This is a genomic window from Vibrio sp. Vb2960, assembly GCF_033337665.1.
In the GTDB taxonomy this organism is placed as follows: Bacteria; Pseudomonadota; Gammaproteobacteria; order Enterobacterales; family Vibrionaceae; genus Vibrio; species Vibrio alginolyticus.
On the sequence record NZ_JAWORD010000013.1, the window covers coordinates 17,881 to 42,651 of the forward strand.

Sequence of the window (24,771 nt, forward strand, 5' to 3'; positions counted from 1 at the left end):
ATGAGTTGGGTTTATTCCCCAAATCTGTTGATTTATCGTTTGCGTCAAACTTTTAATGTAAATTGTGAAAATAATAATATCTTATTGTGATCAATATCACCGATAAGCTGAGCTGATGTATCTAACATGTGTCCTTGATTTCAATGTATGAAGGCAGTTATTGAACCATATAGGTACGATAATAGCCGAGTAGGTGTGACTACCATGACGACACTTTTAGCTATTTCTATCACTACTGGAATTTTATCTGGCGTATGGGGTTGGATCGCCATCTCTTTAGGTTTGCTTTCTTGGGCTGGTTTTTTAGGTTGCACTAGCTACTTTGCAGCGCCAACGAGCGGATTGAAAGGACTAGGCATCAGCTTAATCACCAATATGACAGGCGTATTCTGGGCAATGGTAATTATTCACGGTTCCACTTACGTTGGGTTGGAAATTATTGGCTATGTGATTACCGCTATTGTGGCATTCTTCATGTGTATTCAAGCTAAACAGGCTTGGCTCGCGTACATCCCTGGTACTTTTATTGGTTCATGCGCAACATTTGCGGCTGATGGAAACTGGCAACTTGTTATTCCATCGTTGTTGCTAGGTGGTGTGTTTGGCTATCTAATGAAAGCGACAGGGCTATGGTTGCATACGAAATCAACCGCTACTTCATCTTCGCTTGCTGAGCAAGCACAGTAGTGAACCCCCGATCTTATTGGTATCCACTGTGTATTGAGTTTTATCCCTCTCAATACCCTTAATCAAAATTAATGATGTTTGATACAAGCACACCAAATTGGTGTGCTTTTTTTGTATTACAAGACAATACGCTGAGTGTGAAATACGCCTAACTCATGTATTGCCGTTGGCCATGGTAACAACGCGTTTAAGTGTCCAGCGCAGAAGTACAGGAATACATTCCATGCCTTTCTCTTCACAATGAGAAACAATAGCCAAAGCTAAGTCCGGTTTTGCATGTTTTTTCAAAACACGATTTACGACTTTTTTAGCAGGGATAGGGTGGTCATGAGGAACTTTGATGATGTCCTTAAAGAAAAGTTCAAAACCATTGTTGTACAGAAAGTGCTCGATGTCTCGGTCGGGTAACTCCGTAAGTCGATGCCTTTCCTGATCATGGTCGAGCTGTGCTCGCACTGCATGCGCGTACTTTTTCCCTGCTGGGTCGCCATCGGTAACGACATGCCAATCAATACCAAACTCTTTTGCTACTTTGATGAGTGATTTTAGACCTGATTGAGCAAACTCAACGATTTGAACCCCTTCGGCAGCCAAGTCATACCCGCATTGACGAGCCAGTTCATGAAAAAGCCAAACTTCGGTTTCGCCCTCAACAAGTAACCAGCACCGCGCAAATAATGCTCCTGAACGATGAAAACGAATATGGAAACCAATTCGGCGCAACTCATCTCGACCAAACTTTGTTGAGTTTAAACTCTTAGCGATGGTTCTGTCTGATAGCCGAATTAAACGTCGAATTGAATACAGTGGAACAGAACCGAGTAACGTGCCACTGTTGGTGGTTAATATCTTTTGCATTGGCAACAATTGCAATAAGGACCACGCTCTCGCTAGATGAGTTGGATGCAGTCGACCTTCTGGATCTTCAATAATCAGTATTGGTCTCGCGCAGCGCCTTAAATCGGTGGGACCCTTAGCTTGAAGATAGGCATTGAGTAACCCCATTAAAAGCAAGCGGCTTTGTTTGTCATTGGTTTCTTTCAAGAACTGACTCAAGCCTTTATCAGAGGAAGGGCTTGTATAGAAAAGACCATCACGAGGTTTGCGTGGGTTGCCTTTACTGACACTTCTGAACGCGAAATAGTGTTCAACAAGCGTTTGCATTGAGTCGAGGCTACTACGAATCTCACCTTTATTCACATGGCCAGGCATAGCCAATAAGCGTCGACAGGTGTTGTTGATTCGTTTTTCAATCCGAGCATTTTTACCATCGCCGTTGACATGGTTTAAATCTGGGAAGCGTCGGGAGTCACGTAGTCGGATTACAGGATGAAGTGTCATTAACTCAATAGCGAGTTTCTCTGAGTGGTGAAGTTTTTTGGGTTTGCCGTTATGATCCAAAAACGCGTACTTTGTATTAATGCCGTGCTCATCGCGAGACGCACTAATACGATAGTAAATGACTTGCTCACCATCTTCGTTGGTGCACCATGTAGGCTTTATGCGTCTGTAGCGTCCCGCTTTTACTTCGTTTTTATCCTGTGCTTTAAAACAAACAATGATCTGTAAGTGTTGTGTTTGTGGATGAGAAATTGAGTAGTCAACGTGAAAATCTTTCAGTTTGAATTGATACAATGAGCCATTGGCAGGTAGTGCGATGGAAAGGGCATCGAGCAATGATGATTTGCCCCACGTGTTTTCACCGATAAGCGTGGTGAGTTCGTCAAAAGAGAGTGAAAGGCGTTTGATGCCTCTAAACCCGGAGATTTCGATGCGTTCTAGTCTCATCTCAATCCTCCTTGCAATTATTTGAATTATCGAGAGTTATTTTGCTACTCCTAAGCATATATGAATTCGGAATTTTTGAGTTAAGCTCAGTTCACAAAATTACGAGAGCCTCTTACTGAATAGAGACCGTTACAAGCGAGGCTTGCTTTCAAAGCTGGGGGACAGCATCGTGATCACTTAAACATGAAATCCTAAATCGCAGTTTCATAAAATTCATGATTCTGTCATGATTCACTTCTTATTATTATAAGGAATGAAAAAAGAGAAGATGAAGATGAATAACAATCATAAGCCAGTGAGAATCAAACTGGCACACATCAATGACACACATTCCTACTTTGAACCAACGTCATTACAGTTAAAGCTTAAGATAAACAATGAACTCACGCTAGAACCCTATGTCAGTGCTGGCGGCTTTTCTCGTATCGCAACCAGAGTCGAGCAGTTAAGAGATGATGCTCAGCGCCAAGGTCATGGGATGTTGTTCCTCCATGCCGGAGATTGCTTCCAAGGCACGCTGTATTTCTCACTATTTAAAGGCAAAGCCAATGCCGACTTATTGAACGCATTAAAGATTGATGCAATGGCGTTAGGTAACCATGAATTAGATATGGGGAATGAGCCAGTTGCATTGTTTTGCCAACGTACTCAGTTCCCATTGCTTGCTGGCAACTGGGATTTATCCAATGAATCACTTAAAAAAATTCACCGTATCAGTGATTGCAAGGATGTATATAGTTACCAACCGGATACACAGAGCGCTCAATACATTGTTAAAGAATTCCATGGTGAGCGGGTCGCGATTTTCGGATTATCCATAGATAAAATGAGCGACATCGCAAACCCTGATGCAGACACGCCTTTTCACTCAGCAATTGAAACCGCCAAGGCGACCGTAAAACAAATCCATTCATCAGGTATAAAAAATATTATTCTTCTGAGCCACTTAGGTTATGAAGGTGATTTAGAGTTAGCTGAGCAAGTCGCAGGTATTGGTATAATTGTTGGTGGACACAGCCACCGGTTGCAAGGTGATTTTTCATCAATAGGGTTAGGACAAGACGATCCCTACGGTATCAAAATTAATGATACCTATGTGGTGCAAGCGGGTTTCCATGCTTTGACAATGGGGCACTGCGTCATTGAGTTTGATGAACACGGTAAAGCAACGATGTTGAGTGGACAAAATGAACTGTTGCTTGGTCGACGTATTTTTTGGGACTCGACGCTAAACCAACAGCTCGACCAAGGTGTATTCGAAACCGCGTGCGACTTCATCCATGGTCAACCGAATGTCGTGGTTTGTAAGAAACACCCGGAAACTCAAGCGATCCTGAGCGATAAATATATTCCTCAGGTCAGGCAGTTACAGTCACAAGTCATTGCTAGTGTTGACACCAAAAAGCGTCATGTGAGAATTCCCGATGAATTTGGTGAGAGTGAGTTGGCTTCCTCCGTTGCCCGATCATTTCTGCACTGTTTAAACAAACGTGGATATGACGTTCAATTTGCAATTCATAATGCGGGTGGCGTGCGAACCTCTTTGAACCCTGGCAACATTACAGTGGCAGACATTGCCGGACGGCTGTTGCCTTTTGCCGTTCCTATCGGCTTTTACGATGTAAAAGGCAGCGCTATTCGCCGTGCACTTGAAGGCGCGATAAATAATGCACTCAACAATGGCGTAGAAGGCACTGGATCTGGCAGTTATCCGTACACTTACAATTTAAACTTCGAGTACCACGCAGATGCCCCAAAAGGTGAAAGAGTTCAATCATTAGTGATTTTTGATGGCAAACAATGGGTTGGTGTTCAAGATGATGTTTGGTATCGAGGGACTTCTTCTGCCTATACGATGAAAGGGAAAGAGGGGTACGACGCATTGCAGGAGATGAAAGGAGAAGGGCGTGTGACCAGTTTGTCCATGGCTGATTGTTTTATTGAACTCCTGACCGATGAGCCAAACTGTTTGAATCAAAGTCACAAACTTTACACAAAGCGACGTCGATAATAGATACTGGTATTGATTTTGCTGCTCTCCACTTACTACATGGGTTGATGAGGATGGCAGTATGTGGAATAAAGATTGGGCAGATACGGCAGTCGTGGTTGCCTGGATCGCAATTTGGTCAACACTGGTCTACTTTGTGCCTCTAAGCGGCTTTTGAATTGCTAAGAATGTGGATGCTACAAAAGGGAGCAGTAATGCTCCTTTTTTGTATCTATCTTCCCCGTTAGGGCTCTAACCAATGAAGAGTTTGTCTTCAGCCATTTGCTGCTTTTTGTCTGTTTACTAAAGTTCAGGTGGTTGAATCCATTTCTTTCTTTTTATAGTGCTTCCTGATTTTTGATAAGAATTTTATTTCGATAAGACAAGGCTTTTTTGTTGGAAAGCCTGACGCTCGGCGTTATTATGTCGGCGTTTGGGGAGTAGTTAGCGCAAGTTTACTTATCGTCATCTCGTTAAGCATCAGCTTATCCGGTAAGTAAAGGTGTTACGTGGTTCATTCACGTCAACACTTCAACGAGACCAACGCATTCATTGACTAGCAGCACATAATCGTTATGTGGCTGTTGGTTGTTATTGTCTGCGGAAGGTCACCAAACGAAGTCCTTCCGCCATGGGAGGAAATATGTCTCTTATCGAAAATACCACCCAATTGAGCCAATCGGTGCCTCTTCAAGAATCATTAGCGATGTATGGTGCTTTTGGTTTATTTACCCTTGTTCTTGTTACGCTTGATATCTATCAAACACGTGGTGGCATTATCACGATGAAAAAAGCCATCGTTTGGAGTGTTTTTTGGTTCTTGCTTGCCTTTGTTTTTGCAGGTTCTATTTATTTATTCTGGGACTTTTACGCGCCACATAGCGCTTATACGAACGACAAAGCAACGATTTCATTCTTAACTGGTTACTTACTAGAGAAGTCGCTAAGCGTGGATAACTTGTTTGTGTTTGCCATCATCTTTGCACAATACAGTGTGCCGGAGCACTTGCGTCCGAGAGCATTGCTTTGGGGGGTGATAGGTGCGCTAGTTTTACGCGCTGTCATGATTGCGGTTGGTGCTCAGTTACTTGCACAGTATCACTGGGTATTGTACTTATTTGCTGCTTTCCTTATTTGGACGGGTGTTAAGTTAGCTCGCGACAAAGGCGAAGCAGAAGAGGTTAATCCATATCCTGAGCAGTTGATTCGAAAGGTATTGCCAGTTACAGATGACTACCAAGGAAATTACTTAATCTTAAAGCAAACTGGTAAGTGGGTGGCAACACCGATGCTGATCGTTGTCGGTGTCATTGCAGTAATGGACGTTATGTTTGCGTTGGATTCTATACCAGCTATATTCGCGGTAACGCGAGAGCCATTTTTAGTCTTAGCCGCGAACGTATTTGCATTATTGGGTTTGCGATCGCTGTACTTTGTTCTTCAAGCAATGTTAGACAAGTTTGTGTACTTAAAACCAGCATTATCAGTAATCATGATGTTTATCGGGGTAAAAATGCTATTGGTTGGAACAGAATATGAGATTCCGACAACATGGTCTCTCACATTTTTAGTTGTTGTGATGACATCGGCAGTGGTGGCATCACTCCTAAAAAATAAAGCGAAGCGTCAAACTAGCGTTAATATTACTAATCAAAAAATATAAAGTAAGCACTAAAATCAAAAGAAATAACGAAAAATATTGTTAAATATATGTTGTTGATTAAGGGGCGATTATGCAGGTAATGTTCAGTTATTCAATGTAATTACAGCAATTGTGATTATTTATGCCGTTATTATTCATTTGTATTTTTGAGTTTTGTAATGAGTTTGTTTTATTAGAAATTCTAATTTGAATGGGTAAAATTTGTCATTTCTTAAACAATAAGAAACTGACTAATATACAACCAACTAAACAGACTACTGCTTTTAAAGAGAGGCAATCATGGCACAAGCAATGCAAATGACAAATGTAGCTTTACCAACCTCTATGGATAAGAAAACCTACGCGGTTAACTTCAAAGGACTGATTGCTCACTTACTGGACATTCTATTTGTAGATAACACTGCGCCACGCAGTTACTACGCAGAAGACTTGTCAGCACATATTCAAAAAGACATCGGTATGTACCGTTAATATTGAAATAGTGTAAGAAATACCGGCCTATGAGCCGGTATTTTTTTATTTGTAAAACATGCCTACTCAACCTACGCCCTAGAAAAGAAACACTCTAGAGGAGGTAGACATGATAGTAGATTAAGTGTTGTATAGAAAAACGGGGCACCATTGGTGCCCCGTTTTGACATGACTGAAGTGCGATATTACTTCTTGCGGCAGTATTCTGCGATCACGTACATCGACTGACCACCATTTGCCTTACCCGAAACTAGCTTTGGATCATCGCCAAGGCTAATACCACGAATCACTGTACCTTGTTTGATTACTTGGTTAGTGCCTTTTACTGGTAGGTCTTTAATTACTGTTACATCGTCACCTTTCTTAAGTTCAGTGCCGTTACAGTCAACCGTTTTATCGTCAGCAGACATCCCTTTCATTGCCCAGTTCATTTGCTCTTCTTCCATGTACATCATGTCAAGAGCATCTTGAGCCCAGCTTTCTGTGTTTAGGCGAGTGAGTTGGCGCCATGCAGTCACTTGTACAGCAGGAACCTGGCTCCACATGCTTTCGTTTAGACAACGCCAGTGGTTAATGTCTTTTGGCTCATCGATCTCACCCAGACACTTATCACAAACCATGATGGCAGTATCAACCGTCACATTACCGTGAGGTGGGACAGCGTATGCAGTTAGTTGAGATTCAGAAGAACACAGTTCACATTTTGACTCGCAGCGCGCAAGCAGAGTAGCTTCAATAGACATAAGGACTCACCTTAGTAATGTTATTTTGTGGCGGTATTATCCACTTTATCCTGAGAAATAAAAGGGTGTTAGCGAATTAAAGACTAGATTTTACAATACTCCAACCTGATTAAGGTGAAGATGTAAAATATTCGCTAAATAAATAATACGGAAGTATAAAAGACTCTATTAATTGTTTTGGCTTATGAATTGGTTGTGTCAATTTCTACAACGATTACAAGCCTAAAAGAGGTAAATGTAGAGAGAGGGTGGCTAGAACATAGCCCTCTAATTTACAGAGGGCCTGTTGTTAACGTTCGACAATCTGGACAATTTGCTCTTTTGAAATGCTCATTTCTTTACCATCCATGTCTTCATACTCGTACATACCCGTTTCCTCGTTCAGGTCTGGTTTACCGTAAGAGGTAATAATTTTCCCTTCATTTGTCGACATCAGATATTGGCTACTTCCGCATGCAGCAAGAAGTAATACAGTGGCAATAACAGTCAATACGCGCATAGAGTTTTCCTTTTAAACAAGTGAGTTAGGCAAAGACATCGATTTAACTATAGCAGAGGAAATATGAGTGGGTTTGAATACAATTGAAATGAAAAAGCCCAGTAGAAACTGGGCTTTGGTAGGAAGGGTGTTGCGATTACTTCAAAACAGAAGTGTTAGTGACACCTGTTAGTGCGTCATCCATTAAGAAGTCAGTGTTTTCCATCTGCATCTCTACATGATGATCAATATCAGACAAAGTGCCATTTGGCGAAGCAAAAGTACTGTGCGATGCAGTAGCATTAAACTGTACAAAGCTCGCAGTTGCATTCACAGTAGTGTCCGTACTGTTCACAGTCTTCAACCCTAGCTTATTAGCGAGCGGTTCAGTACCCGCGAATGGTGCATTTGGAACGCTGTTTGGTACTGTGCTATCGCCATCCACTTCTGTCATAAAGAATGGTGTCGTTAGCGAACCAGATGCCACTAAATCTGAAGCGTTTGTGAACGGATCGACAGTGTCTAGTGTAGTCTGTGCTGCATAGATAAATTGTGAAAAACCTGCTTCTAGCGCTGCTACTTGAGCTTCCGTTGCCGCAGCCTCAAATGCTTCGTAACATGTTTTATCTTCTAGATCCGCACATGATGCATCAGCGTAACTCGCATAGTCTTTAGATGCTGCATAAGCGAGGTTATGTTTGATCTGAGGGCCGTAATTGTCTGAACCCAGTAACAAATTACCAATTTGTCCACCAGAGTTCTGTACTGATGCAGAACTAAAGGTGTACAGTGCATCCGCAGTAGGGCTGCCCAATGTATTGTTTGCTGCTGCGACGGCAGATGTAGCGACAATACCGCCAAGTGAATGACCTAGCATTTTGACTTTTGAACCCGTCATTGGGTTGAAGCCTCGCAGAGGACCTCCAGCTAAAAGACCGCCTTGAGCAGATACTACCAAGCTAGCGCGCAAACCTAACACATCCAGAACACTTTGACGTAGGTTGTCACGCGCAACGGCTAAGTTGGAAAGATTTAGATAAGCCAGTACATTCGCATTTGCGGAACGTTGTTCATCTAAGCTGCGCGTACCATGAATAGGTAAGTCAATAGCGATAACTGCCACACCTGCTTTTACCATATTGAACGCGAACGCGTACGCATTCTCTTTCGCAGAGGTGATGCCGTGTTGATAAATCACAACGTCTGTCGCGACGCCAGATTTAGGTGTGAAGACCAGTACTTCGACATCTTCAACCGATTTCACTACGGGAACAGGCGAGTAGCGAGTAATAATACGCTCACTATCAAGCTGGGTACCATCGGTAAGAGTAAGCTTAGCTCCAACAAGTTTTAGCTGCTCTGTAGGATCTGTAGCAAGCTTTGTCACATCAACAGGATCATTTGCAAAAACGCCTGTTGATAGCTGCTGAACCATGTTTGCTTGCTCGTTCGGATCCGCTAATGCTGCGCTTAGCTTCGCTAGGCTTGGCATCGCAGATACCATTGGTTGCATGTTCCAGCTTGCGCCTTTTTCCAAGTAATGAGGCAGTCTTACCACACCTTGTGTCACGCTTACATCGGCACCTGATTGCATGTAAAGGCCTTTAATTGCCGTTTTAGCTGCGTCTAGATCGCTAATGTATTTACTAAAGTCATCGTCAGAGTCTAGCGCAGTGCTAAAGTCTTGGGTTTCACCGAGCGTTATTGTGTAGGCCGTTGATAAGTCTACTGAACCTTCGTTTGAGTCATTTTTGTAAACGGTATTTAGTGTGTTTGCGCCAGTAGAAAAACCAGTAGCGGTTACTCCTTTGACTGCCGCTAACGTATCACCTACAGACTGGGTACTGAACCATGAGGAGTAAACGATGTCGTTAGGATTAACTTGAGCTAGACCAAAAATGCCTTCAACCGCCTGAGTGACTGCTTGAACAGAAGCAAGGTCGCCAGTTTCATAAACGATTTCTTTCGATTTACCTGTCGCATAACTGGCTGATGTACCAATTGGCTCACCATTCACGTCAGTAACATCTTGTGTAACCGCAAAAATGTACTCGCTTGACTCATCAAGTGCAGCCAAGAACTGGATGTATAGAGAGCTACCTTTTGCTTGAACTACGTAGTCCTGATTCTGAACGAGTACCTCTTCGATTGGGTTAGATTTACCGTCCCACTCGGTTAAGCGTTGGTTAATCTTGATGACTTTAACACCAGACGACAGCATGCCCGTTGCAAAACCGTCGCCGTTGAAGTTAAGAACGATTGGCATAGACGTTGACCATCCATCCATCGTGTTCATTGAGGCTCTAGGGTTGGTTAAAGCATCATCGCCATCAGTTGGCAGACCAAGCGTACCATCGCTTGTGTCCATTAATAAGTAAGACGGTGCCGGTACATCTGCGTTCGCTCCTTGAAGCGTAAAACTGATGGATGTTTCGCGATCAAGCAATGCTTGGACTTCATCTTCAAATTGAACTTTGTCGGAAGTACCAGAGCTGGAGGTATCATCACCACAACCAGCAAGAAGGATTGCAGAACAAAGCATTGATAATTTAAACGTGTGTTTCATTGGTTTACTCCGTAATCCCATTATTTGAAGGTGTAGTTCATCTGTACCGCGCTGATGTAAGCAGTACCTTCTGAGTCAAACTTAATCTCTTCACCCAGAGCATTTTTCTCAGTGAAAGAGCCTGATTTACTCTTAACAAGTGCAAAGCCTGCATCGAAAGTTAAATTCTCATTCATTGCGTAAGTTAGGCCCGCGCTGTACCAAAAACGGTCACTGTCAGGGATACTCAATGTTGCTTCACCTGCTTGTTCGTCGTACGCAAAGCCTGCACGGAATGTCCAGTCTGTATTAAGTATGTAAGTTGCACCAATGGAGTAGCGATTGTTGTCTTCATATTTCTCAGGTTTAAAGAAACATACTCCGTCATTACATTCGTTACTGGTCGCTTTTAGTTCTTTAAATGTGCTCCAGTCGGTTTGTTGCCAGCCGTAATGTACAGCCCATTGTTCATTCAATTGATGGAAAGCCGATAATTCGATAATTGAAGGGAGAGAGATTTTTAAACGGCCATCAACTTTTGGTGATGAAGCTCGACCAGAGTCGTAACTACTAAACTCACCGTCATCAAAATCTAGATCAACCTTAGAGCGGTAGCCAAAGCCAAAACGGTTGTTTTCATTTAGCTCAAATAAAGCGCCGACATTCCAACCCCAAGCGAAAGTTTCACCTTCCATGCCGACAAGGTTATCGGACTTATTACCACCTAAAATACCGGCGAGTGCGCCTTTGTGGCGAGTCAGCTCTGCTTCAGCGTATACGAGGTTAATACCACCACCGACACTGAAAGACTCGTTGATACGGTAAGCGACATTAGGGTTGATGTTTACTGAAAGTAGGGAAGTGTCACCCGCCATATCACCAGCGGAAATATCATTTGGATAGTCAGTAGCAACACCGTATGTTGTGAACATACCGATACCCCAAGCCCAGTTATCATTGATAGGGCTGATGTAATAACCTGCTGGCACGATCTGTAAAGGGGCGACATCTTTCGCGTGTTCATTGTTTACAGTGTCGTACACATCGACTTCAGGGTCGATGATAGATAACGCGCCCGAAAATTGAGCTTCTTTGAAAAGTGTCATTGCTGCAGGGTTACGAGCAAGGACGCTGGCATTATCTGCGACAGCCCCTTCACCTGAAAATGCTCGACCAAGACCAGATGCCGAATGTTCAGCTACCTGGAAGCCCGCTGAGTGGGCATTACACGCAAACAATATTGAAATTGTAAGCAGAGAGCAGTGCTTCTTGTTCATCCTTGACCCTCCTAGGGTGTCATAATGCTGGACCGAAGTCCTTGTAATTGTTGTGTGGTACTTACACCAATTGTTAATACGCGAAATACAACGGTGATGTAAATGTAATGTTAATTGTATGTTTAATAACTTGTCAAAGTTTGAGCGTATTTTGCGTTTTAAATATGATGCATAGGTCAAACGATGGCTTGTAAGGGCATGTATTATCGTTATATTTTTGAAGAGAATGGTACGACCAGAATTGTTTTGCGAGCTTTATAGTTAAATGACGATCAAATCAAGAGATAGCTCGCTTTGCTGTTTCTTCACTTCACAGGCATAATTCGCGCTCGCTATGTAGTTATTCAATAGACGCAATAGGAACCGCATTGGAATTACTGAATGTTGAATTTTTAGGTCGTTCGCTAAGGCTCGAAGGATCGATGGCTGGGTGGCAGCAGTTATATTGGGATAATACGTTGGTGTCTCAAATCGATGCCAGTGACAATACCGCAGAGACTTGTCTACATCAGTTTAGGCTCTCTGCGGGTGAGGAAATCCTGAACTGTCATTTAGAGTGTTCTTTAACATGGCAACCGTTTGAATTGAGTTACAAGGTCACAATTAACGGTGAGCTCATCAATGAAGGTTGTCGAAATGAAAAAGACATCGAGCGCCAAGTGCCAGAAGTTACGCCACCATCCGAAAAGCGTTTAAGTGTAATAGGCCTCGTATCTCTTGGGATGAAAGCACTTAAAAGTGCGAAAGTTATTAAAGTGGCGTTAGCGTCTGCAAGTCTCGCTGCATATTCTTGGCTATTTTCCATCGAGTTCGCGCTAGCGTTGATCGCTTGTTTGGTTTTTCATGAATATGGTCACATTAGAGCGATGAAGTATTTTGGAATGAAGACCAAAGGAATCTATTTGATTCCATTCCTAGGTGGTTTGGCGCTAAGTGACGAAAAGATAAACACGCGCTGGCAGGATGTGGTTATCTCAATCATGGGACCATTTTTCGGTTTAGTACTTAGTATTGTTTTTACTTTGCTTTATTGGATGACTGGTGAGGTAATCTTCGCTGGGCTTGCTGTGTTTAACGCCTTGCTTAACCTATTTAATCTGCTGCCTATTTTACCATTAGATGGTGGCCATGTGCTCAAAAGTATTACCTTCTCAATGAATACTTGGGTCGGGTTAGTTGGCAGTATTGCGACCGCTTTATTAGGCATTTTTATCAGTTACTATTTCGGTCTGACGTTGCTAGGGTTTTTATTGTTAATGGGAATGTTGGAAGTGGTGATGGAATGGAGAGCTCGACATCAAAGCCATTTATTGCCATTAACCCGTTATGGGCAGCTATTCTCACTGGCTTGGTACTTGGTCTCTGTCGGAGGTTTTGTTTCTATCATCTGGTATTTTGCCACTCTCGGAGATAGTTTGTTAAGTTTGCCGCTACAGATATTGGGCACTTGATTAGAATCATTAAAAAGCTCCCTAGGGAGCTTTTTGTTATTTGGCAAGTAAGTAGGTAGACGATAGTAGCAATCAATTAGCCGCATCTTGGTGCTTTCGCGTTATACGCAGGCAGCTTATTTATGGTTGCTTGTAAATCTTTAATGCGCGTACTGTGCGATGGGTGGGTTGAGAAGAATTCAGGTGGTTGAGAACCACCTGATGCAGCACTCATATTTTTCCATAAATCGACACTTTGACGTGGGTCGAAACCTGCTTTTGCCATGAATTCCAGCCCGACAATATCAGCCTCGGATTCCTGAGTACGACCGTATGGCAAGATAACACCGTATTGAACACCGACACCAAGTGCCGCCATCGTCATTTGTTGATACTGTTTGTACTCGGAAGCGCCAATGGCAACGTTTGCTAGAGACAACCCTGCATTTGCTAACTGACTTTGTGAGAGACGTTCATTACTGTGGTCAGCGAGGACGTGAGCGACTTCGTGACCAATGACTGTTGCCAACTGATCTTGGTTTTTCGCGACATCTAAAAGCCCGGTATACACGCCGATCTTCCCACCTGGTAGAGCAAACGCATTGACTTGTTCACTATCAAAAACAACGACTTCCCAGTCTTTAAATCCAGATTGAGCGGGAATGCTGTCAGTGATGTGTTTGGCAACGCATTGAACGTAGGCATTCGTTTTGCGATCTTTGCTGATTGGGATATCTTTCTTCATTTGTTCGAAAGATTTAGCGCCAAGCGATGACATTTCCTGATCTGAAAACATCAGGATCTGGTTGCGACCCGTCGGTGATGCGCTACACGCTGTTAAACCCGCGATAGTTAAAAGAGCAGAGGCTTTCATCCATACCTTCATAACAGGCTCCATTTAATTTTTTGTTTTGAAGCAATAGTATATACCCAAATAGTAACATGATGCATGGATCAAGTTATTCATCTGATTAATAAAGAAGGTGAGATGTTACGTCTTGAAGTTATGCCCAAGTAGCGTCTATGCTAGCTTCCTAGCACATCGTTACAACCTAACAAACCAGTTTGTGAAACTAAGAGTAAAACAATGAGTATATGGAAAAAGCCCGTAAGCATAGAGATTCTGAATGCCACGTCAAAAAATACCCTGATCGAGCACCTACAAATTAAATATACAGATTTCACTGACGACTCCCTTACAGCAACCATGCCCGTATGCAGCTTTACTCATCAACCTTTAGGAATGCTTCACGGTGGTGCATCAGTCGTGCTCGCAGAAACATTAGGCTCATTGGCTGCAAACTTCTCTGTCGATGAGGGCAGCTACTGCGTCGGTTTAGATATTAACGCGAACCATGTGCGAGCCATGCGAAGTGGTCATGTGATTGGTACGGCAAAACCGCTTCATCTGGGTATTTCAACGCAAGTGTGGCAAATCGATATCACTGATGAGCGAGGCCGTTTAGTGTGTACCAGTCGCTTGACCATCGCTGTGAAACAACACAAAACAAAGTCGGTATAAACTAAGATGGTGATTGAGTTTTCATTAGGAAAAATCATTGCAACCCAGCGTGAAATAGTGATTAAGCTCTCCGGTAGTGCAATGGTAACCTTGCAAGCGCAAACCGATGCAATTCAGTTGCTGGGTAGAGGAGCGAACGTTGTTTTATCTCATGGAGCAGAGTGCAAATGGTCTATCAAGCTGGACAACGAGGAACAACTGGCTGAACTTTCGCGAGAAATTGGTATCGATATTCAATAATTTATAGTGTGATGTTTGCACTTTTTGGAAAAAATGAGGAAACTTAGCTTATCGACAACAAGATAAGAATTTCCTCTTTATGAGTAGCCCTCGTTTACGTGTTCAGTTCGAAACACTGTTTGAAAAATTTTCCGGTCACGATACGGACGTTCAGCTCGAAGACATCACCGAAGCGTTGTTTTGTACACGTCGTAATGCTCGTATTGTTCTAAATAAACTTGAAGAAGAGGGCTGGATTGAGTGGCATCCGGCAGCGGGTCGAGGAAAACTTTCGAAACTCGTTTTTAAACGTAATCGAAGCGATGTCAGCGAAAACCTCGCCAGGCGTTATCTCGATGAAGGGAAAATCGGTCAGGCTCTAGATGCGCTTGATAACGATGCGGCACGATTGACGCAGGTTATCCAAGGTTACTTAGGGCTTCAACATCGACAGGGCGAGCAGGTCGTGCGTTTGCCTTATTATCGACCATTGTCGATGTTAAACCCGCAGAAACCGATGCGGCGTTCTGAACAGCACATCGCCAGACAAATTTTTAGCGGACTCACTCGCCTTGATGAAAATGAACAACTTCAACCAGATTTAGCCCACACGTGGGAAGCAATTTCTGATACTCATTGGCGTTTTTATCTTCGTCGTGGAGTACGCTTTCATAATGGTGAACCGTTAACAACCAGTTGTGTTCTTGAAAGTGTGCTTGCGTTAAATGGCTTGAACTTGTTTTCTCACATAAAGCGGGTGTCTTCACCACAAGAGTGGACCGTTGATATTGAGCTCGTCCGTCCTGATCGCTACCTGCCTCTGGCTCTGAGTGAGTCGCAAGCAAAAATTTTGCTACCGAGTGCTTTGCGTTCTGAAAGCTTCGATAGACAACCGATAGGGACAGGGCCGTTCCAAGTTAAAATGAATGATGATAAGCGTCTTATTTTGACTGCTTTTGATGGCTACTTTGGTTTTCGCCCTTTACTTGACCAAGTGGAGGTGTGGGTAATCGATGAAGCCTATTCCTCAATGGTTTATCCAAGCCTGTCAAAACCGAAGATGGATAAACAAGGTTCATCCGATGAAGTCGAGCTGGACCCTGGCTGTACATTCCTATTACTAAACAAAAACACTGGGATTGCAAAAGATCCTCGTTGGGCAGAGTTCCTCTCGCAAACCCTCAACAGTCACCAGATTTACGCGCATGTTCCACAAGATAAAGTGATGGAACTGGGAGTATTGCAAGCGTTTGGCCTTAAGCCCGGTTGGATTGATCTTAGGCCAGCAGAAGCGGGCAGCGTACCACAGGCTAATAAGGTAATTTCCGTAGCGTATCAGAAAAAGCATCCGATGTTTCCAGTAGTTGCCAAGGCCATCAAGACACTCTTAAAACCGCACGGTATCGAGGTTGAGTTTATTCGTTATGATTCTCAACCGCCCGCGCCGGAGGAAGTGGATATCTGGGTGAAAGCTATGGGCATTGCAACGAACCGAAATGACGCGTTGGCGGGCTGGCTCCTGGATTACAGTGATATTGAGAAGTTCAGTTCAGGTTACGATTTTAGTGAATGGGCTAAACTTGTCGATCAATGGCGTGCCGGCATGCACACAGACTTTCCTGCGCGTGAGCTAGGACGACAATTAGTAAAAAGCTGTCAGGTGATTCCTATGTTTCACTGCTGGCTAGGCGTGAATAAAGACCACAGCGGTGCGTTACAAAATGCAAAGTGTAATGCCTTAGGTTGGTTTGATTTTAATAATGTATGGGTCAAACCGGATATAGAAAGTAACCATGGCGAACCCGAATAAAAAACAACCGACGAAAACCGTCGATATCTTTTGCTCTAAATGTAAAACTCAACTATTTGAGTACCGTAAAGGCGGGAAAGGCGCACTGGTCAAGTGCTTCAAAGAGCGCATTGTTGACGATTTCACACAAACCCCATGTATTTGCCCCGCTTGCGGACAAGAGTTTGCAAGAGATACCCTAGTAAGAGGAACCCCCGCTTACAAAATGATTGGCGGCAAAGTGACGATGAAATAATAAAGGGCTAGAAAATGAGTATGAAACATGACTATTGCATGGTTTTAAGTACAACCAGTAATGAAAAAAATCGAGATCAGATCATTAAAGGTTTGCTAGATGCCCAATTAGCCGCGTGTATTCAAACAATGCCTATTGAAAGCCACTACGTTTGGAAAGGGGAGGTTTGTACTGACAACGAATGGTTGCTAGTCATCAAAACTCGTCGAGAACTTTATGAATTGGTGGAAGAGAAAATAGAAAACCTGCACGAATACGAGGTAGCTCAAATCGTACAGGTTCCAATTGTTAATGGGTTTAACCCTTATTTAGAATGGTTGAGAGAATCGACGTTGAGCCGACATTAAGAATAACGATAACACTGCACCAACGGTATCGCACAACATATCTTTCTGGGCATCCCATATGTCACCTTGCGAGCCCAGAAAGGCAATTCCCTCATCGCCACCAGCCAATTCCGCATACCACCATTCGATAATCTCATAGCCAGCAGCAAGTGACATGATAGCAAACAAAGCAAACCAGCAAGAGAACGCTTTGTTGAACCGTTTTTTGTTTATCAAGTATTCAGCGATCGGATATGCGTAAAGGCCAATTGAAAAGTGCGCAACGCGGTCAAAATTATTTCGCTCTGAACCAATCATGTCGTTAAACCAGTCAAACGGCACTTCGGAGAACGTATATTTCGCACCGATAGTGTGCAAACAGAGCCAGATGAACATTAAAAAGTAAGCCGTATTACTGAACTGATAGCGAATCGAAATCGCCCAAATAGCAACAAGAATACCAATCGCCGGGATAATCTCCGCAAACCAAACTGCACGTGAGTTAGGTTCCAACGCAGAAAATAAAAACACGATGGCATAAAAAATCGTTAATCCTAAGAGTGTCGAGGTGCTTTTCATAGAGTTACTTGATCCTTCAATTTATCTTACAGTGGGACTCCATAGATTGTGTTAATGATTACACTTAATTGAACGGTGTGCAATTGATATTTTAATGGGTTTTTTGATCACTGAAAATGTTGATTTATTGGCAAACTGCTCAACATTAAAACGTTTGCGCGTGCACTTTTCATTAAAGTTTGATTTACAACATGCCCATCCATAGAATCCATGATTCAGTCTAATAAAAAAGAAGTAAAGCCATGAAACTGGAAACTGTCGATTATCTTGCTGACGATGCTGCTCAACAGTTCGTTACCTCTCTACGCGAAACGGGGTTCGGTGTGTTGAAAAACCACCCGATTCCTCAAGAGCTTGTAGAGTCAATTTACAAAAACTGGCATGAGTTTTTCTGTTCAGATCAAAAGAATGATTTTCACTTTAACGTAGACACCCAAGATGGCTATTTCCCACCTTCAGTGTCTGAAGTGGCGAAAGGGCACAAAGTGAAAGACATCAAAGAGTACTTTCATGTTTACCCTTGGGGGCAGATCCCAGAGCAGCTCAAAGCTGAAATCTTAGAGTACTACGAGCGTGCCAATGCATTTGCTCAAGAGCTATTAGGCTGGGTTGAAGCGTACGCACCTAAGGACGTTCAAGAGAAGTTCTCTATCGCGTTGTCAGAAATGATCAATAACAGTGACAAAACATTACTACGCGTGCTTCACTACCCACCGATGACAGGCGAAGAAGAGCCAGGCGCTATTCGTGCTGCTGCGCATGAAGACATTAACCTGCTAACGGTTTTGCCTGCTGCCAATGAGCCTGGACTGCAAGTAAAGAGTAAAGAGGGTGATTGGATCGATGTACCATGTGACTTCGGGAACTTAATCATCAACATTGGTGATATGCTTCAAGAAGCGTCAGGTGGTTATTTCCCTTCAACGACTCACCGTGTAATCAACCCTACGGGTGGCCGTCAAGAAAAGTCACGTATCTCATTACCGTTGTTCCTGCATCCAAAGCCGGAAGTGGTGTTATCTGAGCGCTACACTGCACATAGCTACCTTATGGAACGTTTACGTGAGCTAGGGGTTATTTAACCTTTACGTGATCTCCTTACAAAGGCCGATGGTGAATGACTATCGGCCTTTTTGCATTTATGCTACAAAGTGGAAACTATGTTTTTTGTGCCGTGAATGGGGCCCTAAACTCGTGTCAGAGAGGATGAATGGAAGGACAACGTACTGTCAATAGTATTGAGCCTCATGCAATAGAAAATCCGCTGCTTTGGCCAATGCTAGAAATTCTGAGAAAACAGCCCTCCAATTGGAAAGTGCACACCTTGGCAAGCTCGTTGGGTGAACAAGGTTATATTTCAAAGCTGGACGACTCTCCCGATAAGGATTTATTCAAAAGAAATTTCCTGATCATGAATGCATTATATCAACTGCAAGACACTCTGTATCCGGATAGCTGGCTTCAAGTCGAAGCCATGGATATTCAGCTCATGTCTTCGATGGAAGCTTTGAGGCATAAGATCGATATTCATGATCCTTTGCGTGAGTATTACTTAGATTGGCGCAATTACGAAGCGGACGAAGATGAAGTGCGTCGACTGTTGAATGAATTTTGGACAACTTATCAAAAGTTCATCGGTGGTTCGTCGGTAGCCAGCGTAGATAAGACAAAGGCACTGTCACTCTTTGAACTTAACACTGACGCTACGCCTGCGGAAATTAGAAAACAATGGCGAAAACTCGCGCTTCGTTGGCATCCTGATCGGGAAAATGGCAATGCAGAAAGATTTAGAGTTCTTTGTGAAGCGTGGAATGTACTGAGAAACGAATGATTCGCTAAGAATAAAGATAAAGGAAGGCAGCTAACTATAGCTGCCTTTTGATTGCACTGTCTCTGTCAGCGTATCAAAACTAGCATGATGGCTTAAACTGAGATTTTCGCATTCGGTTGAGGGCAGCCATAACGTCTAGTGTGCGTGGTTTGGCTAAGTCGCCTTGCTTAGGAAGAGCGGCATGCCACTCACCAGACAGCATTTCTTCAATTTCCTTCGCTGGATGATTACACCAACCTGGAAGTTGAGCAATTTGGAACCATAACCAGCCAATTGTGTTGACTTCATCGGCTGACTCTATCTGTTCCAAAGCGCTGAGATCAGTAAACTCTTTACCAAATCGAAGTGACTCTTTGCCTTTCGCATTCACACGGAACTTGCCGTCAGTGAGAATATTCATCAACGCAACGCGGTTCAGTGCTCGAGGTGGGAAGGTCTGTAAACGTTCTTCCGACTCGTTATGACGTTGAGTAGGGTGCTGAGCGATAACTTCTTTCGCTTTTTCAGTCACGTCAACGGCTTGGTAGTCGTGCATTTGAATGACGGTATCGGCAACGTCTAAGTAGTCGCCTGACCCACCCATAACGATAATGGTAGAGATATCAAGATCATCTCGTAATTGACCAATGCGGTCGACGAGAGGAGTAATTGGCTCATCACCTTTTGCCACCAATGCCTGCATACGCTCATCTCTAATCATGAAGTTGGTAGCAGAAGTATCTTCATCAATCAATAATGTGCTTGCACCCGCTTCAATAGACTCTTGAAGCCAAGCGGCTTGCGACGTTGAGCCTGATGCGTCTTGAGTAGAAAAGTCCGCCGTATCTTTACCCATCGGTAAATGGTTGATGTAGTTCGAGAGGTTCAAGTGGTGTACGCATCGGCCATCTTCGGCACGAATCTTCATAGCCTTGTTATCGGCAACAATGTATTCGCGACCATCTCCTGGAATATGATCGTAAATTGAACGCTCTATTGCATTTAATAAGGTAGATTTACCGTGGAAGCCGCCACCTACGATCAGTGTGATACCTTTTGGAATTCCTAATCCTGTTACATGGCCCTTGTTTGGCGCATGTAAAGTGACTTGTAGAGATTCAGGGGCTTTAAACTCAACGGCTTCTTTCATAGGAAGGTCGCAATTACCTGCAATTCGAGGAAGAATACTGCCGTTTGCGACAAACGCGACTAAGTTATTGGCCTCCAACTGTTCTCGCAGGGCATCTTGGTCTTCAACAACTTGGCAGTGCTTAATTAAAGCGGCTTTGTCGAGTTCACGCTCTAAAGTTGCTCGACGGATAAACTTAGGCAGGTGGAAAGTCAGTATGTTGTTGGCTTTTTTCCCCAATACTGAACGACCTTCGGCTGGTAAGTTAACTCGAAAACGCAGTTCAATACCTTCTTCAGTAAACAACACCGCGGTGCTATCCAGTACAGTTTGGCCTGTCAGTGAAATTGATACTGAGTTTTCTTGTTTAGCAAACTGTTCAAAACTACGCGCAATAAAATCACGTGCACCTCTTTGAAATGCAGGAGACTCGTCTCTTAGCCACTCAAGACCAGTCAAAGACCATGCGCGAGTCGCACGAAAACGTGACGCCGATGCATAAGGGTCACCCTGTACATGATCGATAAACAAAGTGAAATCAGTGAAGTCGTATTGACCTTTGATTTGCTGATAAGCTCGGTAGTTCTGCTTTTCAATTTTCTTAAGCGTGGCAGTCAACTGATCCATGAAGATATTGGCCTTTTAATAGAAGCGGGCGGCGATTATAGAAACCACCGCCCTCATAGTAAAGAGAATGCTTAGGAAGAGTAGGCGTATTGCCCGCCAGAAAGGCGCTGATTAAACAAACTTTGCTCAAATTCATTACAAGGCATAGGTTTACCATAAAGAAAACCTTGTCCGATATCACAGCCCTCACCAATGAGAAACTGTTCTTGTTGGGGAGATTCAATGCCTTCGATCACGACTTGGAGTTCCAGTTTTTTCGCAATGTGTATGATAGAGCAAATTATCGCGCGGTCATCGTCCGACTTTTCCATTTGCTGGACGAAGCTTTTATCAATTTTGATGGCATCAAATGGATATTTCTTTAAATAGCTGAACGAGGCATATCCTGTACCAAAATCGTCAAGTGACAATGTCACGCCTAGTTTGTGCAGTTTATTTAATGTAGTGCGTGCTACGACCTCATCGGCAATTAAGGCGCTTTCGGTCACCTCGAGCTCGAGAAAGTGTGCTGGCAAATGAAAAGACTCGAGTAGGTGTTGCACTTGTTCTGCAAAATTTACGTTTTGTAATTGAATGGGAGAAACGTTGACGGCCATTTTGAAGTTATCGATTAACTCAGACCATTGTTTTGCTTTGTCTATCGCGGTTCGAAGAACAAAAGAGCCAACTTCAAAGATAAGCCCGTTTTGTTCAGCCATATGTATTAATGCTTCGTTGGATACGTCGCCAAGTATTGGATGCCTCCAGCGTAATAACGCTTCTGCGCCAATCCACTTGTGGGTTTGAGGGTGCACTTTGGGTTGAAAGTAGAGCATTAGGTCGTCGTTTCTTACCGCTTGCAATAAGTAGCTTTCCAGTTGATTGTGGTTGTTGAGTTCATTTGAATGGCTTTCACAGAAATAACTATACGCTTCGCCAGATTCTTTACACAAAAGCATGGCATAACATGCGTTCTGGAGTAGTTGTTTAGCATTGCTGGTTCGGTGAGCTTGTACAACACCAATGTAAGAGTTTAGGTGAACCTCTGTGTCTTTTACATAAAAACTTCCCATACCAATATCGGTAATATCATTCAGTAGCTGATGCAATTTTATATCGATGTCTGTGCCCCAAACGAGCAATACGAGATCATTGGAGCTAGGCCTCCCCGTAACAAAATGTCTGGACTCCCGCTTACCAAGACGATACCGAAACTCTTTCAATATTTCGTCGAAAGCTTCAAAGCCATAACGGGTTTGGATACTGCGTGCATTGCTAAAACCAATGTTTATTACGATTAATGATTGCTGACTGTGATCTAACGTTCTGAGTGTGTCACTGACTATATTTTCGAGTGCTGCTCGGTTTAGGAATCCAGTTCCTTGATCGTGTGTTTTTTGGTAGCTCACCTGCTTTTCAGCGGCTCTGCGACGATCAATCTCTTGCGTTAGGGAATAACTTAACTGCGCCAAATCTGTAGTGCGATTCTCAACTCTATTTTTGAGTTCGTTGTTAAGACGCTGAAGTTTGTGTTGCTGATGCACGATGGAAAGCTGCGCTTCGATTGAATCTTTAAAAGTCCCAAGCAATTGCCGGTAAGTGTCGCAGTATTCATTCTCCTTAAAATCAAGCATGCAAATAGTTCCAAACGTCTCTCCATTTGGCCAGAATAGCGGTAAGCCGCAATAAGAGATCATACCTAGTTTGATATCAGGGTTATTTTGCCACTCTTCATCTTCAAGCGCGTTTGGGACAATAAGTTCACTTTTGTGTTTTATGACATGCTCACAATACAAACCGTTGCCAAGCAACTCAGTATCGCCAGTACGATAAGGATTACCTATAGTTTCGCTGGATGTATTTACTTCTATGCGATCTGGATGGATACGCATAATTAATGTGGTGGGTACGTGCGTTATTTGAGCCAGTAAGTTGACGATTTCCTGCCAACTTCTTCGCATAGACTCAGGGATTTCGTAGTCTAATGTTTGCAATCTCCCCATATAGGTCATCCTTTACGTGGTTTCACTTCCTGTGAATTAAAAATGCAGACTGCTCTATTTTGTTCTCGCTTTTTAATTAAGTATAGGGTGGCTAGGGCTCGAAACAAAAAAAAGTCCTGAAAAGTGTTCAGGACTAGGAATAGTTGTCACATATCTCATCCTTGAAACAGATAACAAGCATCAAGGCTTAAGCGACATTAACGATTCAATAGAAATGTCTTGCGAATAGTCGACATCTTCAAAGTTAAAGCCATTGAGCTTCATAAACTCATCTTTAAAACCTTGGTAATCACCAATCTCTTTAAAGTTATCAGCATTCATTTGTTCTAAAAGAGCGTGGACTTCTTGTTGAACTTGCGGTTCAAGTTCCAAGTCATCTATTCGAATCAAGCGTTCACCGTCAACTGGCACTTTCTCTTGATCGTATAACTTCGTAGTAAACAGTCGCTGCATTTGTTCAATACAGCGTTCGTGAGTACCTTTTTCCTTCATCACTCGATAAAGCGCTAACAGGTAAGGACTTAGAGCAGGTATGAATACACTGGCTTTCGTCACCAACGCCTTACACACGGTTGCGTAAGCACCGCCGTCAAAGTTGGCGAGTTTGAGGTTTAATGAATGACTGGTTTGGTGTAAATCGATTTTCGCTCGACCTAACGTACCATCGAGATAAATTGGGTGCGTAATGTCAGGGCCCATGTAAGAAAAGGCGATGGTTTTGCAGCCGTTTGCGATAGAGTCGTTATTGATGAGTGTGTCAATCCAGCTTTCCCAGTCTTCGCCTCCCATTACTTTAATGGTGGCATTGGCTTCCTCTTCTGTTGCAGGCGTTAAGGTGGTTTCTATCCACTTATCGTTCTCCAGCATGATAGAAGCGCCAGTGACAGGTTCACCAATAGGTTTAATGACACTGCGCCAAAACTCATCAGATTCAGGTTTAGGTCGAACACCGGTTGCCAAGCTATAGATGACTAAGTCAACTTCACCCTCAAAGTACGTTTCAATGGCTTCAATCACTTGATTGCGCACCGAACCAGAGAATGCATCGCCAACAATATTTATTGCGGTACGCCCGGCTTGATTTGCTTCTTGCTTAAAAAAGACGTTGTTATACCAACCCGCACTCCCAACCCCTTTCTCTGAAGGGCCACGCTCAAATGAGACGCCAATGGTATCGGCGTTAGCGCCACCGAACGTTAGGGCTATTCGTGCCGCTAGGCCGAAACCAGAGGAGGCACCAATAATCAAAACCCGTTTTGGGCCTTTTTTGATCTGTGGGGCGTACTTTACGTATTCAATTTGCTCTTTAATAGATGCATGACACCCTTTGGGGTGCGCAGAGCGAGCAACAACACCTTGAATTAACGGTTCTATTCGCATGTTGTTATCTATCCTCGATGAGTGGAATTGAAAATAGATTAACGTAAAGTTACGTAAAACTTATTGAGCTAGACCATTAA

The 24,771-nt window shown here is 43.3% G+C and carries 22 protein-coding genes; 12 read left to right on the forward strand and 10 right to left on the reverse strand.

The window, feature by feature from the left end; all coding sequences use genetic code 11:
* Positions 1 to 204 precede the first annotated feature (204 nt).
* Positions 205 to 687: a DUF1097 domain-containing protein gene (locus tag R7O03_RS12650; RefSeq protein WP_017634175.1), complete on the forward strand. Its 483-nt coding sequence runs from the start codon at positions 205 to 207 to the stop codon at positions 685 to 687.
* 153 nt (positions 688 to 840) lie between these two features.
* Here the strand turns inward: R7O03_RS12650 and R7O03_RS12655 are convergent, their stop codons facing one another.
* Positions 841 to 2,475: an ATP-dependent endonuclease gene (locus tag R7O03_RS12655; protein ID WP_017634174.1), complete on the reverse strand. Its 1,635-nt coding sequence runs from the start codon at positions 2,473 to 2,475 to the stop codon at positions 841 to 843.
* 268 nt (positions 2,476 to 2,743) lie between these two features.
* Here R7O03_RS12655 and R7O03_RS12660 point away from each other — a divergent pair, with 268 nt between their 5' ends.
* The 3 genes from R7O03_RS12660 to R7O03_RS12670 all read left to right on the forward strand — a co-directional run bounded on the left by R7O03_RS12660 (position 2,744) and on the right by R7O03_RS12670 (position 6,599).
* Positions 2,744 to 4,486: a bifunctional UDP-sugar hydrolase/5'-nucleotidase gene (locus R7O03_RS12660; protein ID WP_318131739.1), complete on the forward strand. Its 1,743-nt coding sequence runs from the start codon at positions 2,744 to 2,746 to the stop codon at positions 4,484 to 4,486.
* 622 nt (positions 4,487 to 5,108) lie between these two features.
* Positions 5,109 to 6,128, forward strand: a complete 1,020-nt coding sequence (locus R7O03_RS12665; RefSeq protein ID WP_154204355.1) for a TerC/Alx family metal homeostasis membrane protein — start codon at positions 5,109 to 5,111, stop codon at positions 6,126 to 6,128.
* Between the two features lie 279 nt (positions 6,129 to 6,407).
* Positions 6,408 to 6,599 carry a hypothetical protein gene (locus R7O03_RS12670; RefSeq protein ID WP_005376351.1) on the forward strand — a complete coding sequence of 64 codons (192 nt, stop codon included), beginning with the start codon at positions 6,408 to 6,410 and terminating at the stop codon, positions 6,597 to 6,599.
* A gap of 185 nt (positions 6,600 to 6,784) precedes the next feature.
* Here the strand turns inward: R7O03_RS12670 and R7O03_RS12675 are convergent, their stop codons facing one another.
* The 4 genes from R7O03_RS12675 to R7O03_RS12690 all read right to left on the reverse strand — a co-directional run bounded on the left by R7O03_RS12675 (position 6,785) and on the right by R7O03_RS12690 (position 11,642).
* Positions 6,785 to 7,342, reverse strand: coding sequence for a PhnA domain-containing protein (locus tag R7O03_RS12675; RefSeq protein ID WP_005376350.1), 558 nt, complete (start codon positions 7,340 to 7,342; stop codon positions 6,785 to 6,787).
* 289 nt (positions 7,343 to 7,631) lie between these two features.
* Entirely contained in the window at positions 7,632 to 7,841 is a 210-nt protein-coding gene (locus R7O03_RS12680; RefSeq protein WP_005376349.1) for a YgdI/YgdR family lipoprotein, read from the reverse strand.
* 136 nt (positions 7,842 to 7,977) lie between these two features.
* Complete coding sequence (locus tag R7O03_RS12685; protein ID WP_318131740.1) at positions 7,978 to 10,386, reverse strand: VolA/Pla-1 family phospholipase; 2,409 nt, start codon at positions 10,384 to 10,386, stop codon at positions 7,978 to 7,980.
* Positions 10,387 to 10,406: 20 nt separating this feature from the next.
* A complete protein-coding gene (locus R7O03_RS12690) occupies positions 10,407 to 11,642 on the reverse strand; it encodes an outer membrane protein transport protein (protein ID WP_262658326.1) in 1,236 nt (411 codons plus the stop codon).
* Positions 11,643 to 12,064: 422 nt separating this feature from the next.
* Here R7O03_RS12690 and R7O03_RS12695 point away from each other — a divergent pair, with 422 nt between their 5' ends.
* On the forward strand, positions 12,065 to 13,093 hold the full coding sequence (locus R7O03_RS12695) for a site-2 protease family protein (protein WP_054575173.1): 1,029 nt from the start codon (positions 12,065 to 12,067) through the stop codon (positions 13,091 to 13,093).
* Positions 13,094 to 13,169: 76 nt separating this feature from the next.
* Here the strand turns inward: R7O03_RS12695 and R7O03_RS12700 are convergent, their stop codons facing one another.
* The gene (locus tag R7O03_RS12700; RefSeq protein ID WP_155487280.1) at positions 13,170 to 13,958 is read right to left on the reverse strand and encodes a M48 family metallopeptidase; all 789 of its coding nucleotides are present in this window, start codon (positions 13,956 to 13,958) and stop codon (positions 13,170 to 13,172) included.
* Between the two features lie 201 nt (positions 13,959 to 14,159).
* Between R7O03_RS12700 and R7O03_RS12705 the strand changes: the two genes are divergently transcribed.
* The 5 genes from R7O03_RS12705 to cutA all read left to right on the forward strand — a co-directional run bounded on the left by R7O03_RS12705 (position 14,160) and on the right by cutA (position 17,205).
* Positions 14,160 to 14,594 (forward strand): hotdog fold thioesterase, encoded by a 435-nt coding sequence (locus R7O03_RS12705; RefSeq protein WP_005376340.1) that lies wholly within the window; start codon positions 14,160 to 14,162, stop codon positions 14,592 to 14,594.
* 6 nt (positions 14,595 to 14,600) lie between these two features.
* Positions 14,601 to 14,834, forward strand: coding sequence for a DUF3389 domain-containing protein (locus R7O03_RS12710; protein ID WP_005376338.1), 234 nt, complete (start codon positions 14,601 to 14,603; stop codon positions 14,832 to 14,834).
* A 79-nt stretch (positions 14,835 to 14,913) separates the two neighbouring features.
* Positions 14,914 to 16,623 carry an SgrR family transcriptional regulator gene (locus tag R7O03_RS12715; protein WP_318131741.1) on the forward strand — a complete coding sequence of 570 codons (1,710 nt, stop codon included), beginning with the start codon at positions 14,914 to 14,916 and terminating at the stop codon, positions 16,621 to 16,623.
* A complete protein-coding gene (locus R7O03_RS12720; protein WP_318131742.1) occupies positions 16,607 to 16,858 on the forward strand; it encodes a hypothetical protein in 252 nt (83 codons plus the stop codon). Before R7O03_RS12715 ends, R7O03_RS12720 begins: the two co-directional genes overlap by 17 nt.
* 14 nt (positions 16,859 to 16,872) lie before the next feature.
* Positions 16,873 to 17,205 carry a divalent-cation tolerance protein CutA gene (cutA, locus tag R7O03_RS12725; protein ID WP_318070869.1) on the forward strand — a complete coding sequence of 111 codons (333 nt, stop codon included), beginning with the start codon at positions 16,873 to 16,875 and terminating at the stop codon, positions 17,203 to 17,205.
* On the opposite strand, the gene R7O03_RS12730 is transcribed toward cutA, so the two are convergent.
* The gene (locus R7O03_RS12730) at positions 17,167 to 17,763 is read right to left on the reverse strand and encodes a DUF2238 domain-containing protein (RefSeq protein ID WP_005376330.1); all 597 of its coding nucleotides are present in this window, start codon (positions 17,761 to 17,763) and stop codon (positions 17,167 to 17,169) included. The two genes, cutA and R7O03_RS12730, sit on opposite strands and share 39 nt — an antisense overlap.
* Positions 17,764 to 18,005: 242 nt before the next feature.
* On the opposite strand from R7O03_RS12730, the gene R7O03_RS12735 reads away from it, so the two are divergent.
* Positions 18,006 to 18,845, forward strand: a complete 840-nt coding sequence (locus R7O03_RS12735) for an isopenicillin N synthase family dioxygenase (protein WP_005376329.1) — start codon at positions 18,006 to 18,008, stop codon at positions 18,843 to 18,845.
* Between the two features lie 128 nt (positions 18,846 to 18,973).
* Entirely contained in the window at positions 18,974 to 19,594 is a 621-nt protein-coding gene (locus tag R7O03_RS12740; protein ID WP_005386286.1) for a DNA-J related domain-containing protein, read from the forward strand.
* Positions 19,595 to 19,673: 79 nt separating this feature from the next.
* Here R7O03_RS12740 and R7O03_RS12745 read toward each other — a convergent pair whose 3' ends face one another.
* From R7O03_RS12745 to fabV, 3 genes are all read right to left on the reverse strand, one after another.
* Entirely contained in the window at positions 19,674 to 21,329 is a 1,656-nt protein-coding gene (locus tag R7O03_RS12745) for an ABC-ATPase domain-containing protein (RefSeq protein ID WP_318131743.1), read from the reverse strand.
* A gap of 71 nt (positions 21,330 to 21,400) precedes the next feature.
* The gene (locus R7O03_RS12750; protein ID WP_213866348.1) at positions 21,401 to 23,311 is read right to left on the reverse strand and encodes an EAL domain-containing protein; all 1,911 of its coding nucleotides are present in this window, start codon (positions 23,309 to 23,311) and stop codon (positions 21,401 to 21,403) included.
* A 180-nt stretch (positions 23,312 to 23,491) separates the two neighbouring features.
* Positions 23,492 to 24,691 (reverse strand): enoyl-ACP reductase FabV, encoded by a 1,200-nt coding sequence (fabV, locus tag R7O03_RS12755; RefSeq protein WP_258480279.1) that lies wholly within the window; start codon positions 24,689 to 24,691, stop codon positions 23,492 to 23,494.
* Positions 24,692 to 24,771 lie beyond the last annotated feature (80 nt).